Origin of the sequence: Pseudoduganella guangdongensis (genome assembly GCF_009857475.1) — a bacterium.
GTDB lineage: Bacteria > Pseudomonadota > Gammaproteobacteria > Burkholderiales > Burkholderiaceae_D > Rugamonas > Rugamonas guangdongensis.
The window spans coordinates 249984-263280 of record NZ_WWCJ01000005.1; the positions used below are offsets into that span (position 1 = coordinate 249984).

Annotated in this window: 12 protein-coding genes and 2 tRNA genes; 9 read left to right on the plus strand and 5 right to left on the minus strand. The window is 62.2% G+C overall.

What is annotated here, in order from left to right:
• Window positions 1–28: 28 nt before the first annotated feature.
• Complete coding sequence (gene yhbY / locus GTP41_RS08960) at window positions 29–490, minus strand: ribosome assembly RNA-binding protein YhbY (RefSeq protein WP_161025228.1); 462 nt, start codon at window positions 488–490, stop codon at window positions 29–31.
• 45 nt (window positions 491–535) lie between these two features.
• On the opposite strand from yhbY, the gene GTP41_RS08965 reads away from it, so the two are divergent.
• The 6 genes from GTP41_RS08965 (at window position 536) to GTP41_RS08990 (ending at window position 5803) form a co-directional block, all read left to right on the plus strand.
• Complete coding sequence (locus GTP41_RS08965; protein ID WP_161025229.1) at window positions 536–1183, plus strand: RlmE family RNA methyltransferase; 648 nt, start codon at window positions 536–538, stop codon at window positions 1181–1183.
• Window positions 1184–1336: 153 nt separating this feature from the next.
• On the plus strand, window positions 1337–3223 hold the full coding sequence (gene ftsH / locus GTP41_RS08970; protein WP_161025230.1) for an ATP-dependent zinc metalloprotease FtsH: 1887 nt from the start codon (window positions 1337–1339) through the stop codon (window positions 3221–3223).
• 91 nt (window positions 3224–3314) lie between these two features.
• Entirely contained in the window at window positions 3315–4139 is an 825-nt protein-coding gene (gene folP / locus GTP41_RS08975) for a dihydropteroate synthase (RefSeq protein ID WP_161025231.1), read from the plus strand.
• Window positions 4140–4162: 23 nt separating this feature from the next.
• A complete protein-coding gene (gene glmM, locus GTP41_RS08980) occupies window positions 4163–5515 on the plus strand; it encodes a phosphoglucosamine mutase (RefSeq protein WP_161025232.1) in 1353 nt (450 codons plus the stop codon).
• Between the two features lie 55 nt (window positions 5516–5570).
• A tRNA-Pro gene (locus GTP41_RS08985) sits at window positions 5571–5647 on the plus strand.
• A 79-nt stretch (window positions 5648–5726) separates the two neighbouring features.
• A tRNA-Arg gene (locus tag GTP41_RS08990) sits at window positions 5727–5803 on the plus strand.
• Between the two features lie 170 nt (window positions 5804–5973).
• Here the strand turns inward: GTP41_RS08990 and GTP41_RS08995 are convergent.
• Window positions 5974–6981, minus strand: coding sequence for a DUF7305 domain-containing protein (locus GTP41_RS08995; protein WP_161025233.1), 1008 nt, complete (start codon window positions 6979–6981; stop codon window positions 5974–5976).
• 200 nt (window positions 6982–7181) lie between these two features.
• Here GTP41_RS08995 and GTP41_RS09000 point away from each other — a divergent pair, with 200 nt between their 5' ends.
• Together GTP41_RS09000 and GTP41_RS09005 are read left to right on the plus strand one after the other, a co-directional pair.
• Window positions 7182–7880, plus strand: coding sequence for an SGNH/GDSL hydrolase family protein (locus tag GTP41_RS09000; protein WP_229502794.1), 699 nt, complete (start codon window positions 7182–7184; stop codon window positions 7878–7880).
• A complete protein-coding gene (locus GTP41_RS09005; protein WP_161025234.1) occupies window positions 7877–8512 on the plus strand; it encodes an NAD(P)H-binding protein in 636 nt (211 codons plus the stop codon). Before GTP41_RS09000 ends, GTP41_RS09005 begins: the two co-directional genes overlap by 4 nt.
• On the opposite strand, the gene GTP41_RS09010 is transcribed toward GTP41_RS09005, so the two are convergent.
• Together GTP41_RS09010 and GTP41_RS09015 are read right to left on the minus strand one after the other, a co-directional pair.
• The gene (locus GTP41_RS09010; protein WP_161025235.1) at window positions 8505–10517 is read right to left on the minus strand and encodes a spermidine synthase; all 2013 of its coding nucleotides are present in this window, start codon (window positions 10515–10517) and stop codon (window positions 8505–8507) included. The two genes, GTP41_RS09005 and GTP41_RS09010, sit on opposite strands and share 8 nt — an antisense overlap.
• A gap of 10 nt (window positions 10518–10527) precedes the next feature.
• Window positions 10528–11148, minus strand: a complete 621-nt coding sequence (locus GTP41_RS09015; RefSeq protein WP_229502795.1) for a LysE/ArgO family amino acid transporter — start codon at window positions 11146–11148, stop codon at window positions 10528–10530.
• Window positions 11149–11253: 105 nt separating this feature from the next.
• Between GTP41_RS09015 and GTP41_RS09020 the strand changes: the two genes are divergently transcribed.
• Window positions 11254–12150, plus strand: coding sequence for a LysR family transcriptional regulator ArgP (locus GTP41_RS09020; RefSeq protein ID WP_161025236.1), 897 nt, complete (start codon window positions 11254–11256; stop codon window positions 12148–12150).
• 78 nt (window positions 12151–12228) lie between these two features.
• On the opposite strand, the gene GTP41_RS09025 is transcribed toward GTP41_RS09020, so the two are convergent.
• A complete protein-coding gene (locus GTP41_RS09025) occupies window positions 12229–13245 on the minus strand; it encodes a type II asparaginase (protein WP_229502803.1) in 1017 nt (338 codons plus the stop codon).
• Window positions 13246–13297 lie beyond the last annotated feature (52 nt).

Below are 13297 nucleotides of genomic sequence, written 5' to 3' on the forward strand. Positions count from 1 at the left end.
TTTAATAAATGGGGTACGTCCCCATTTTTTAGCCGACCGACTTCTTGGTGCCGACTTTCTTCTTGACGCGCTTGATGGTGCCGCCGGCGGTAACGCGTTCGTTCCCCTTCAGCAGGACCTTGCTCACCGATGGCTTCTTGGTGCCGGAGGCGCTTGGCTTAACGATGGTCACCATGCGCATGCCTTTGCCGGCCTTGCCGGAACCGGCTTTCTCGGCTTCGACTTTCGGGCGGTACAGCACCAGCAGCTTGCCGATGTGCTGAACCGGCGCGGCGCCAGTCTTTTCGCAGATGGTTTCGTACATTTCGATGCGGGCTTCGCGGTCATCGCCGAAAACGCGCACCTTGATCAGGCCGTGGGAGTCCAGGCCCAGCTCGATCTCCTTCATGACGGAAGGGGTCAGGCCGGATTCGCCGACCATGACGATAGGTTTCAGGCCATGGGCCTCGGCGCGCAGGACGCTGCGCTCGGCAGGAGTAAGGTTCAGCATAGTTATTTTTGGATAGGTTTCTCTTAAAGGCAGTATTCTACGCTAATGGCTAAGAACAAATTAAACAAAAACTGGTTGCACGACCATATTAACGACCCGTATGTGAAAGCCGCCCAGAAGGATGGCTTCCGTGCCCGCGCCGCCTACAAGCTGAAAGAGATCGACGAGGACGAAAAACTGGTCAAGCCCGGCCAGGTGATCGTCGACCTGGGCTGTACCCCCGGTTCCTGGGGGCAGTACGTGCGCCGCAAGTTGGCCGGCAAGGAGGATGGCGGCATCAACGGCACCATGATCGGCCTCGACATCCTGCCGATGGAGCCGATCGCCGACATGCACTTCATCCAGGGCGATTTCCGCGAGAACGAAGTGCTCGACCAGTTGGCCGAGGTGCTGCAGGGCCGCAAGGCGGACCTTGTTTTATCCGATATGGCGCCCAACCTGTCCGGTATTGCGGTGGCCGACGCGGCCCGCATGGAAGACCTGATCGATATCGCCATTGAATTCAGCCAGCACCATATGAAGCCGAGCGGAGCGCTGCTGGTGAAGTGTTTCAAGGATATGGGCTTTAGCCAGATCGTCGAGAAATTCCGCCGCGAATTCAAGGTCGTGGTGCAGAAAAAGCCGAAGGCCAGCCGGGATAAATCCTCCGAAATCTTCTTACTCGGCCGTGGATTGAAGAATCCCGTGGAATAAATGGCATTTTTACTCTTGATTTAGCCGAAAAAACCCACATATCCGGCGCAGGAGTATGCACCATTGGGCTGGTTTGTAGCACGGCCCGTGTTAAACGAGTAAAATCGGGTTTCTGCTACAGGTAACTGGTGCGCCCGCATCCAAGGAGTTTTCGTGAATAACATGTTTTCTAAATCGGCTATCTGGGTCGTCGTGGCCTTGCTGTTATTTATGCTGTTCAAGCAATTTGACAGCCACAGCATGGCCGGCGGCGTAAAGGGCATCCAGTACTCCGACCTGCTGGACGAGATCAAAGCCAAGCGCATCAAGGATGTGGTAATTGAAGGTAACACCATTACCGCCACCAAGATTGACGAGACCAAAGTCCGCACCACGTCCACCTACCTGGACCGCGGCCTGATTGGCGACCTGCGCGAAAACGGCGTGCGCTTCGACGTGAAGCCGCCGGAAGAGCCAGGCATCCTGCAACAAGTGTTCGTCTCCTGGTTCCCGATGCTGCTGCTGATCGGCGTGTGGATCTTCTTCATGCGCCAGATGCAGGGCGGCGGCAAGGGCGGCGCGTTCTCCTTCGGTAAATCGAAGGCGCGCATGCTGGACGAAACCAACAACACCGTGACCTTTGCCGACGTGGCCGGTTGCGACGAAGCCAAAGAGGAAGTGACCGAGATCGTCGACTTCCTGCGCGACCCGACCAAGTTCCAGAAACTGGGCGGCCGTATTCCACGCGGCGTGCTGATGGTCGGTCCTCCAGGTACCGGTAAAACCCTGCTGGCACGCGCCATTGCCGGCGAAGCCAAGGTGCCTTTCTTCTCGATTTCCGGTTCGGACTTCGTTGAAATGTTCGTCGGCGTGGGCGCAAGCCGCGTGCGCGACATGTTCGAGAACGCCAAGAAGCACTCGCCATGCATCATCTTCATCGACGAGATCGACGCGGTCGGCCGCCATCGCGGCGCCGGCATGGGCGGCGGTAACGACGAACGTGAACAGACCCTGAACCAGTTGCTGGTTGAGATGGACGGCTTTGAAGCCTCGTCCGGCGTGATCGTGATTGCCGCGACCAACCGTGCCGACGTGCTGGACAAGGCGCTGCTGCGCCCAGGCCGCTTCGACCGCCAGGTTTCTGTCGGCCTGCCGGACATCCGCGGCCGCGAACAGATCCTGAACGTGCACATGCGCAAAGTGCCGATCAGCACCGACGTGAAAGCCGACATCCTGGCCCGCGGCACCCCTGGTTTCTCGGGCGCCGACCTGGCCAATCTGGTCAACGAAGCCGCCCTGTTCGCCGCGCGCCGCAACAAGCGCCTGGTCGACATGATCGACTTCGAAGACGCGAAGGACAAGATCTTCATGGGCCCGGAACGCAAGTCCATGGTGATCCGCGAAGAAGAGCGCCGCAATACCGCCTATCACGAGTCCGGCCACGCCGTGGTGGCCAAGCTGCTGCCGAAAGCCGACCCGGTGCACAAAGTCACGATCATGCCGCGCGGCTGGGCCCTGGGCCTGACCTGGCAGCTGCCGGAGCACGATAATATTTCGGGCTACAAGGACAAGATGCTGGAAGAGATTTCCATCCTGTTCGGCGGCCGTATCGCGGAAGAGATCTTTGTCGGCCAGATGTCGACCGGCGCATCGAACGACTTCGCCCGCGCCACCAAGCTGGCCCGCGCCATGGTCACCAAGTACGGCATGTCCGATGCGATGGGCGTGATGGTGTACGAAGACAGCCAGAACGACGGCTGGCTGGGCGGCGCCAACAAGACCATCTCGGAAGCGACGCAGCAGAAGGTGGACGCGGAAATCCGCACCATCCTCGACACCCAGTACGCACTGGCGCGCAAGCTGCTGGAAGAGAACCGCGAGAAGGTGGAAGTGATGACCAAGGCCCTGCTGGAATGGGAAACCATCGACGCCGACCAGGTGAACGACATCATGGCAGGGCAGGAGCCGCGCCCACCGAAGGCCGGCACCACCATCCGCAAACAGCCGGGTAGCGACGGCCCAGGTTCCAACCCGACCCCGAACGCCACCGCACCAGCCTGATTGCCCAGAACGGATAAAAGGTGAGGATTCGTCCTCACCTTTTTTTTTCCAAAAAAAATGGGGACGTACCCCATTTGTTTGCCAACCCAATATGCCTCAACACAAGTTTGGCCGCTTCAATTTCCCGACCAGCCGCGCGCTGGTGATGGGCATCCTCAACGCCACCCCCGACTCCTTCAGCGACGGCGGCCAGTTCGCCGCACTCGACTACGCCATCACCCACGCCGAGCAAATGATCCGCGACGGCGCCGACATCCTCGACATTGGCGGCGAAAGCAGCCGTCCCGGCGCCCCGCCCGTGCCCCTGGAGGAAGAGCTGCGCCGCGTCCTGCCCCTCATCTTCGCCCTGCGCGACTGCGGCCAAGCCATCAGCGTCGACACCTACAAACCCGAAGTCATGCGCGAAGCCGTCCTGGCCGGCGTCGACATGATCAACGACATCAACGGCTTTCGCGCCCCCGGCGCCATCGAGGCCGTGAAAGACAGCGATTGTGCGTTGTGCGTAATGCACATGCTTAACAATCCAACAACAATGCAGGCCCAGCCAGAGTACAATGACGTGGTGCGCGAAGTCACGGCATTCCTGGCCGAGCGCATCGCCGTGCTGACGGCGGCAGGCATCGACAAAGAGCGCCTGTGGATCGACCCCGGCTTCGGCTTTGGCAAAACGGTCGAGCACAACTACGCGCTGCTGAAGGCGGGCAGGCAGATGGTGGCCGAACTCGGCGTACCGTTGCTGGCCGGCCTCTCGCGCAAATCGATGATCGGCGCCGTCACCGGCAAACCCGTAGAGCAGCGCCTGGCCGGCAGCATCGGCGGCGCATTGGCAGCAGTCGCGCATGGCGCCCAGATCGTCCGGGTGCACGATGTCGCGGAGACCGTCGACGCACTCAAGGTGTGGCAGGCGGCTCACTAAGAAAACGAGGAAGAGAACAGAATATGGCACGCAAATATTTCGGTACAGATGGTATTCGTGGTCTGGTAGGCCAGGCGCCGATCACCCCCGATTTCGTCATGCGCCTCGGCTACGCCGCAGGCAAAGTGCTGGCCAAAGCGGCCACCACGGGCACCGCCCGTCCCACCGTCCTGATCGGCAAAGACACCCGCATCTCCGGCTACATGCTGGAAGCCGCGCTGGAAGCCGGTTTTGCCGCCGCCGGCGTGGACGTGATGCTGGCCGGCCCCATGCCGACCCCGGCCATCGCCTACCTGACGCGCGCACTGCGCCTGCAGGCCGGCGTGGTGATCTCGGCATCGCACAACCCCTTCCAGGATAACGGCATCAAGTTCTTCTCCGACCAGGGCGCCAAGCTGCCTGACGCGGTGGAGCTCGACATCGAAGCCCAGATCGACCAGCCGATGGACTGCGTCGCGCCCGACAAGCTGGGCCGCGCCAAGCGCCTGGAAGACGCCCAGGGCCGCTACATCGAATTCTGCAAGAGCACCTTCCCGAACGAGCTCGACCTGCGCGGCCTGAAAGTTGTGGTTGATTGCGCCCACGGCGCCGCCTACAACATCGCCCCGCACGTGTTCCACGAACTGGGCGCGGAAGTGATCGCCATCGGCAACAAGCCTACCGGCCTCAACATTAACGAAGGGCACGGCGCCACCGCCCCGAAAGCCATGGCCGCCGCCGTGCTCGAGCACAAAGCCGACCTCGGCATCGCCCTGGACGGCGACGCCGACCGCCTGATCATGTGCGACGCCGCCGGCCGCCTGTACAACGGCGACGAGCTGCTGTACGTGATGGTGATGGACCGCCTGGCCAATGGCGGCGTCGCCGGCGCCGTCGGCACCCTTATGACGAATATGGCGGTGGAAGTCGCCCTCAAGCAAAAAGGCATCGGCTTCGCCCGCGCCAAGGTGGGCGACCGCTACGTCCTGGAAGTAATGCAGGACAAAGGCTGGATCCTGGGCGGCGAGGGTAGCGGCCACCTGCTGGCGCTGGACAAGCACAGCACCGGCGACGGCATCATCTCCGCGTTGCAGGTGCTGTCCGCGCTCAAGCGCAGCGGCAAGACCCTGGCCCAGATTGCCGGCGAAGTGACCCTGTTCCCGCAAACCCTGATCAACGTCCGCGTCCCGGCCGGATTCGACTGGCAAAAGAACGCCGCCATGGTCGCGGAAAAAGAAAAGGTCGAAGCCGAGCTGGGCGACACCGGCCGCGTGCTGATCCGCGCCTCCGGCACCGAACCCCTGATCCGGGTCATGGTCGAAGCACGCGACGCCGACAAAGCCCAAAGCATGGCGCGCCGCATCGCCGACAAAGTAGAAACTGCGCTGGCGGCATAAAAGTTGCCCGCGTGACATTGACGACTAGGCCCTCGCCGGGGTATTATTCGTTTATCGGAGTGTAGCGCAGCCCGGTAGCGCACCTGCTTTGGGAGCAGGGGGTCCAAGGTTCGAATCCTTGTACTCCGACCAGGAACATCTCGAGCGGGTTGTCTTAGGACAACCCGCTTTTCATTTAGCGGTCCAGAAAAAACATGCTGGACCCGCGTCTCTGCCCTTAGCTCAGTTGGATAGAGCATCGGCCTTCTAAGCCGAGGGTCGCAGGTTCGATTCCTGCAGGGCAGGCCATTTTCAAATAAAAAAACCGGTGCCAGGTCTGTCATTCGGACACTGGAACCAATTCTTTGATCTGCCTCAATACCCAAAAACTATGATTTTTCGGTATTGAGACTGATCAAACTTTTAGTTCGCGTGTCCGAATGACAGACCTGGCACCGGTTTTGGCGCCGTTCTGCTTCTTAGTTGCGGCGGCGCAGGGTGGCCAGCGCTAGCAGGCCGAGGCCCAGCAGTGGCAGGCTGCCTGGCAGGGGGATCTTGCCGCTTTGGCCCTGGTCGGTGCCACTTGGCAGGCCGACAACCGTGCTGTAGATGTCCAGCTGGATGTTCTGGCGCGCCAGGAAGGTGCCGCCGAGCGTGGCGTTCTGGCCGAAGTGCAGGTTGCTCTTGTCGCCCGATCCGAACAGGGTGCCGTACCATTCGCCATTGATGCCCAGCTCGTAGTTGCCCTTGGTTTCGGTGTAAATGTTGGCGGCGCTGCCGTTCAGGACGTCGAACTCGAAGTCCTGGCCAATCTTGATATTGTTCAGCACGTAGAGCTTGATGGCGCCGCCGCTCAGGTCGAAGATCAGCTTGCCGAAGCCGCCAACGTCGAGCGAGTCAAAGTAGTAGGAGCCGGCGCTCAAGGTCAAGGTGGCGTCGGTGCCGAGCTTGACGTTGCCATACTTGCCTTGCCCCAGTGCACCGGTGGTGTAGGCGTCCAGGTTGAAGACGTTGCTGCCCACGGTGAACGGGGAGGCGCCTGGCAGCACATCCAGTGATGGAGCACTGACCGGGGCAATGATATCTTTGGCGTAGTTCGCGCCCCATTTGGCGTCGATCGCCGTGCCGGCGTTGTGCACGACGTTGCCGACCTTGGAGGCCTGTTCCAGGGTCACGGCGACTTTGTCGCGCGCGCTGGTTTCGATCTTGCCGGTCACGGTTGCTTCGTATTTTGCGTGTACGGTATTGGCGGCGGCGACATTGCCGAAGACCTTGCTGCCTTGTTCCAACGTCACTTTGCCCGTGGTGGCGACGTTGCCCTGGACCTGGGACTGGTATTTCATGTCCAGGTTGCCGCCGGCAGCGACGTTGCCGGTGACCTTGGTTTCTTGGTTCAGCTCGACATTTTTTCCGGCGTAGATGGTGTACGGGCCGGCATTTGCGAAGACTGGGGCGGCGACCAGGAGGAGGGCAGTAATGGCTTTCATTATTTGCAATGAGAATTATCTATCAGTAATTATACATTACTGTAAGCAATTTTTAGGCCATGCTTCATAAGTGTATGATTTATTTGGTGCCGGCGTGCCCGGGGCGTGCGTCGCTGGCTTCCTGTGTAAAATTTTTCGACATCAATTGGTGCTAATTGCGTTGCCTTAAAAATATCGTGCCGGAAATGCTGGCGTTGCCCTTGCTGCCTCTGCTTATGCTGCAGGGGCGGCGTACGCGCGCCCGCACGCCGCGCCTGCCGGAGGCGCCTGGGGCGCGGCATGGTGTGCTGGTCGGGGCGGCGCCCGGCGCGCCCTTGCGCGTGTTGGGGCTGGGCGAGTCGCCGGTGGCGGGCGTGGGCGTGGCGCGGCAGGAGCAGGCGATCACCGCGCAATTTGCCCGTGCACTGGCGCGGCGGACGGGGCGGGCGGTGCAGTGGCGCGCCTGCGGCCGCAATGGTGCGACGGTGCGCGATGCGCTGGCGCAGTTGCTGCCGCAGGTGCCGCCGGAGCCGGTCGATGTGCTGCTGGTGGCCTTTGGGGTGAACGATACGGTGGCGTTCCGTCCGGTCGGCGCCTGGCAGCGGGATGTGCTGGCCTTGCTGGAGCACTTGCGCGCGCGGTGCCAGCCGCGTTTGGTGCTGCTGTCGGGCGTGCCGCCGATGCGGGAGTTCCCCGCGTTGCCGCGTCCTTTGCGCTGGGTCCTGGGCTTGAAGGCGGCGGCGCTCGATCGCGGGCTGGCTGCCTTGGCGCGTGAGCATGCCTGGCTGTACCATGTGCCGCTTGTGCTGGATTCGCGCAACGATGCTGCGCTGGCGGCGGAGGATGGCTACCATCCTTCGGCCAAGGGCTGCGAGGTGTGGGCGGACTTGCTGGCCGCCGCTTATATGGGAGTTAAATGACTAAGTTATTGATCGTTGGCGCGACCGGCCTGGTGGGGCGCGAGGTGTTGCGCATGGCGCTGGAGTCGCCTGCTGTGAGTGCAGTGGTGGCGCCTGCGCGGCGTCGTTTGGCGCCGCATCCCAAGTTGACGGCACCGGTGGTGGATTTCGACCAGTTGCCGGCCATGGAGCCGTGGTGGCAGGCCGATGCGGTCATCTGCGCCTTGGGCACGACGATCAAGCTGGCTGGCTCGCAGGAGGCGTTCCGCAAGGTCGATTATGGCTATCCGATGGCGGTGGCGCGTTTGGCGCGCCAGCATGGAACGCCGGCCTTTGTGTTGAATTCCGCGCTGGGGGCGGATGCGGGTTCCGGCGTTTTCTACAATCGCGTGAAGGGTGAGGTGGAGCATGGCTTGCGCTCGCTTGCGTTTCCTTCCCTGGTGATCGTGCGCCCCGGCTTGATTGGCGGTGCGCGGGAGGAGTTCCGGCCCGGGGAGCGTGCCCTGGCGGCCGTTCTGACGGCGCTGGGGCCGGTTTTGCCGCGCGCTTGGCGTATCAATCCTGCGTCGTGCATTGCGCGGGCCATGCTGGAGGCGGCGCTGCATCCCCAGCCCGGCGAGCACATCATTTCGTCCGACAGGATGACTATTTGATGATGCCTATCAGGCTGCTGTAATCGTCGGTCCATGGCCGGACGCCGGGTGCGGCCGGCAGTTCCTGCAGGCCGGCGTAGCGTTGCAGGCGCTCGCGCGGGCCAAGCAGCACCCAGGTGGCGGCGGTGATGCCGCGCGCGGGGTCGGACTTGTTCTCCACCAGGTAGGCGGGTCGCTGCATGCTGTCGGCGGCGCGCTTTATCACGGGTGCCATATTCAGGTAGCGGTTGGAGATATGGATGGCCAGTACGCCGTCCGGCTTCAGGTGGCGGAAGTAGATGGCGAAGGCTTCGCGCGTGAGCAGGTGGACGGGCACGGCGTCGCCGGAGAAGGCGTCCACCGCCAGCATGTCGAATTGCCGCGACGCTTCGGCATCGAGCACGAGCCGGGCGTCGCCCAGGGCGAATTCTTTGCTGGCGGGGCAGTCGCGCAGGAAGCTGAAGTGGCGCTCGGCGAACTCGATGACCAGCGGGTTGATCTCATAGAAGCGGTAGACGTCGCCCGGACGGCAGTAGGCGGCCATGGTGCCGGCGCCGAGCCCGATCACGCCGACGTGCTGGCCTTCGCCATGGCGGCTGGCGGCAATGGCGATACCGGCGCCGCCGGTGTTGCCGTAGTAGGTGGTGGGCCAACGCCGTTTCTGCGGGTCGAGGAACTGCCGGCCGTGGACGATGACGCCGTGCGTCAGCTGGCGGACCTTGCCTTCGTCGCGCTGGCTATCCTTGACTTTGACGGTGCCGTAGAAATTGCGCGCTTTGGCGGTGGGGGTGGAGGGCCAGATGGCGTTGGCGCCCCACAGCACGCCCACCAGCGTGGTGCAGAAGACCGTGGCTTTGATGCGCGCGCCGCGCTGCATCTTTTCGGCCGGGCGGTGGTAGCAGGCGGCGCCGACCACGCAGACGGCGGCAATGCAGGACAGCGTCAGTTCATAGTCGTCGTTGAAGATACGCGGTGCGACCAGGCCTGCGAACAGGCCGCCCACGGCGCCGCCGACCGCGATCATCAGGTAGTAGGCGGTGAGCTGGGCGGGCGCCGGTTTGAGGCGGGCCAGTTCACCGTGGCAGGCCATGCAGTACGCAAAGATGCTGACGCTGAACAGCAGCACCGGCCAGGCGATGCCGGAGGGGAGCAGGCTGGGGAAGGTGGTGCCGGCGATTAGCAGGGGCGTGAGCACGGCCATCAGCGGCAGGAATAGCCAGCGCTTGTACCAGCGGGCGCTTTCAAAGCACAGGATAAAGGTCAGCAGGTAGAGCACCAGCGGCAGCACCCACAACATCGGGATCGGTGCGATGTTGGCGGTGAGGTGGCTGGTGGCGGCTATCAGGATCACGCTGGGCACGGCGGTCAGGGCGCACCAGGTCAGGCTGTCGCGCAGACCGGGGGCGCCAGCGGGCGCGGGGACGGGGCGCGCGCTGCTTGCGGTGCGGCCGCGTCCGTTCAATGCCAGCGCGGCGCAGAACAGGGCGAACAGGATGAAGCCCGCCGACCAGAGGGTGGACATTTCTTGGACCGTGAAGCGCGGTTCGAACAGCAGCGGATAGCTGAGCAGGCCGAGCAGGGAGGCAAAATTGGATAGGGCGAACAGGCGGTAGGGCACGCTGCCCGGCCGCTCTTGCGCGAACCAGTGCTGCAGCAGCGGTCCGGTGGTCGATAGCAGGAAGTAGGGCAGGCCGATGCTGGCGCTCAACAGGCCCAGCAGGAGCAGGGCCGGGTCGTCGCCGGGCCCGGGTTTCCAGCTATCGGCGGGGATGATGGGGAGCGTCAGGGCCGCAGCCAGCAACAGGGCGGCGTGTAGCCACGCTTGGCGGCGCGGCGCCAGGTTGCGGCTGCTGAGGTGGGCGTACAGGTAGCCGAGCAGCAAGGTGAACTGGAAGAACAGCATGCAGACCGTCCACGCCGCCGCCGATCCGCCGAACCAGGGCAGCACCATCTTGCCGATAATCGGCTGCACCTGGAACAGCAGGAAGGCGCTGAGGACAATGGTGCCGGCGTAAAGGATGAGCATGCGGTCAATCTTACCCCGTAACGGCCGCTGAGCCCAGCACCAGGCTGGCGGCCAGGGCCAGCATGATGGCGCCGGTCAGGCCTTCGATGCATTTCCATGCCATGGGACGGCCGAATACCCCTGCCAGGCGGCTGGCGCCAAAGCCCAGCGCGCTGAACCACAGGAGGGAGGCGCTCATGGCGCCGGCCGTGAAGCCGAGCCGTTGGCTGTCGGGATAGCTGCCGCCGACCGAACCCAGCAGGACGACCGTGTCGAGATAAACGTGCGGGTTCAGCAGGGAGAGGGCGATCACGCTGGCCAGGGCCTGGCGCGCGTCCGGCGCCGGGGCGGTATCCTCGATGGCCAGGGATTTTGGCGTCAGCATGGAATGCCAGCTGCGCAGCCCATACCACAGCAGGAAGGCGGCGCCGCCCCAGCGCGCCGCCGCCAGCAGCAGGGGCGAAGACTGGATCATGGCGCCGGCACCTGCCACGCCCAGGCCGATCAGCACCACGTCGATCACGATGCAAGCGGCCACCGTCAGCGCGACATGCTGGCGTTTGATTCCCATCCGCAATACATGGGCGTTTTGCGCTCCGATGGCCATGATCAGGCTGGCGCCCAGCCCCAAACCGTTGACGTATGCCTGCATTTTTCCCTCCTGTTGTGGAGCCCGGATTCTGCGGCGCATGGCACGCCAAGTGAAGCTCAATTAATATATTTCACTATTCATTAAATTTGCTTAAGGAGTGCGGTAATGATTCCAGACCCAAGGCAGGGCGAGGCGCTGCTGGCGGTGATCGATGGCGGCAGTTTTGAACAGGCCGCGGCGGCCTTGCACTTGACGCCCTCGGCCGTGTCGCAGCGGGTCAGCGGGCTGGAGGCAGCGCTCGGGACGCCGCTCCTGATCCGCAGCCGCCCCATCCGGCTGACCTCGGCCGGGCAGCAGTTAGTGCAGTATCTGCGCCGCAGCCGTTTAATGGAGCAGGAGTTTCTGGCGGAATTGAAAATCGCCGATGCGGTACCGCCGCGTATTGCGGTCGCGGTGAATAACGATACCTTGGGCACCTGGTTCCTGCCTGAGCTGAGTTCTTTCCTGAATAAGGAGAATATCCTGCTGGAGATAATTCTGGATGACCAGGACCATACGTATTCCTTATTCGAAAAGGGATTAGTGCTGGCCGGGGTTTCCAGTGCGCCCGAACCGATGCGCGGCTGCCGCGCCCAGCATTTGGGCTATATGCGCTACCGTTTATTGGCGCATCCGGAATTCGCCGCGCGCTGGTTCCCGGAGGGATTTAATCGTGAAGCCGCGCGCAATGCGCCGGTCATGTTTTTCGATCGGAAAGACTCGCTGCAGCAGATATTTATCGAGCGTGAACTCGGATTACCTTTGGGCGCTTATCCGGTCCAATATATTCCTTCCAGCGATCCATTTGTCGCTTCCATCCGGCTGGGAATGGGCTATGGCATGCTGCCGCGCCAGCAATATAAATCGATGCTGGAAACGGGGGAATTGGTCGATTTGGCGCCGGGAAAATACCTGGATGTCCAATTGTATTGGCATGCATGGCGCATTCAGTCGCCGCGCCTGGTGCGCCTGACGGAGGAGGTGATCGCCGCTGCGGGGCGCGCGCTGGACAGGCAGGCTTAAAGATGGCGTGAACGCGCCAATAGTTGGCTCAAAATGGGCGCAAAAAAGCCCGCGTGCGGCGGGCTCTCGGGGCAAGAATCAATACGTGTAGAACATGCGCTGCAGTTCTTTGGTATTGCTGGTTTTGGTCATGGCCAGCATCAGCAGAATACGCGCCTTTTGTGGGTTCAGTGTATCGGCTACCACGAAGTCCAATTCATCGTCATTTGCTTCGCCATTGCGCGCCAAAATACCTTGGCCAACCCGGCTGGAGCGCACAATAATCGTACCGCTTTTACGCGCCGCAATCAGGTCTGGCTTTACTTTTGCTGCCAGGCTGCCATCGCCAGTGCCGGCGTGGATAATGCCTTTGGCGCCCGCCGCAATAAACGCATTCAGCGCGACCGCATTCATATTCGCATAGCCATACACAATATCAACTTGCGGCAGCGCGTTCAGGCTGGAAATATCGAATTCAGTTTCGGTGGTGTGCTTGCGGGTCGAAACACGGTAGAAATGCGCTTTTGGACCCTGCACATAACCCATCATGCCCAATTCGGCGGTTTTAAATGCATCCGGGGTCGAGGTATTCGCTTTGGTGACATCGCGCGCGCTATGGATTTGATCGCCCAAAGCCACCAGCACGCCTTTGCCAACCGCGTCCTGGCTGCCGGCAATTAATACCGCGTTATACAGGTTGATCGGGCCGTCCGCCGACAGGGCGGTGGAGGGGCGCATGGCGCCGACCAGCACCACCGGCTTGCGCGACTTGACCACCAGGTTCAGGAAGTAGGCGGTTTCTTCCAGGGTATCGGTGCCGTGGGTGATCACGATGCCGTCCACGTTTGGCTGGGCCAGCAGGGTGTTGACGCGCTTGCCCAGGGTCAGCCAGTGCTCGTTGGTCATGCTTTCAGATGCGATCTGGAAGACTTGCTCACCGCTGACGTTGGCAACTTTACGCAGTTCGGGCACCGCGTTGATCAGCTGCTGGACACCGACCGTGGCGGCGGTGTAGCCGACCGTGGTGGTGGACGTGGCGCCGGTACCGGCGATGGTGCCGCCGGTTGCCAGGATCATCACGTTAGGAAGTTTCTGCGCATGCACACTGAATGCCATGAGGAAGGCAAACAGGGCGAAGATGAATTGCGCGGGCTTGGAACGGTGCATG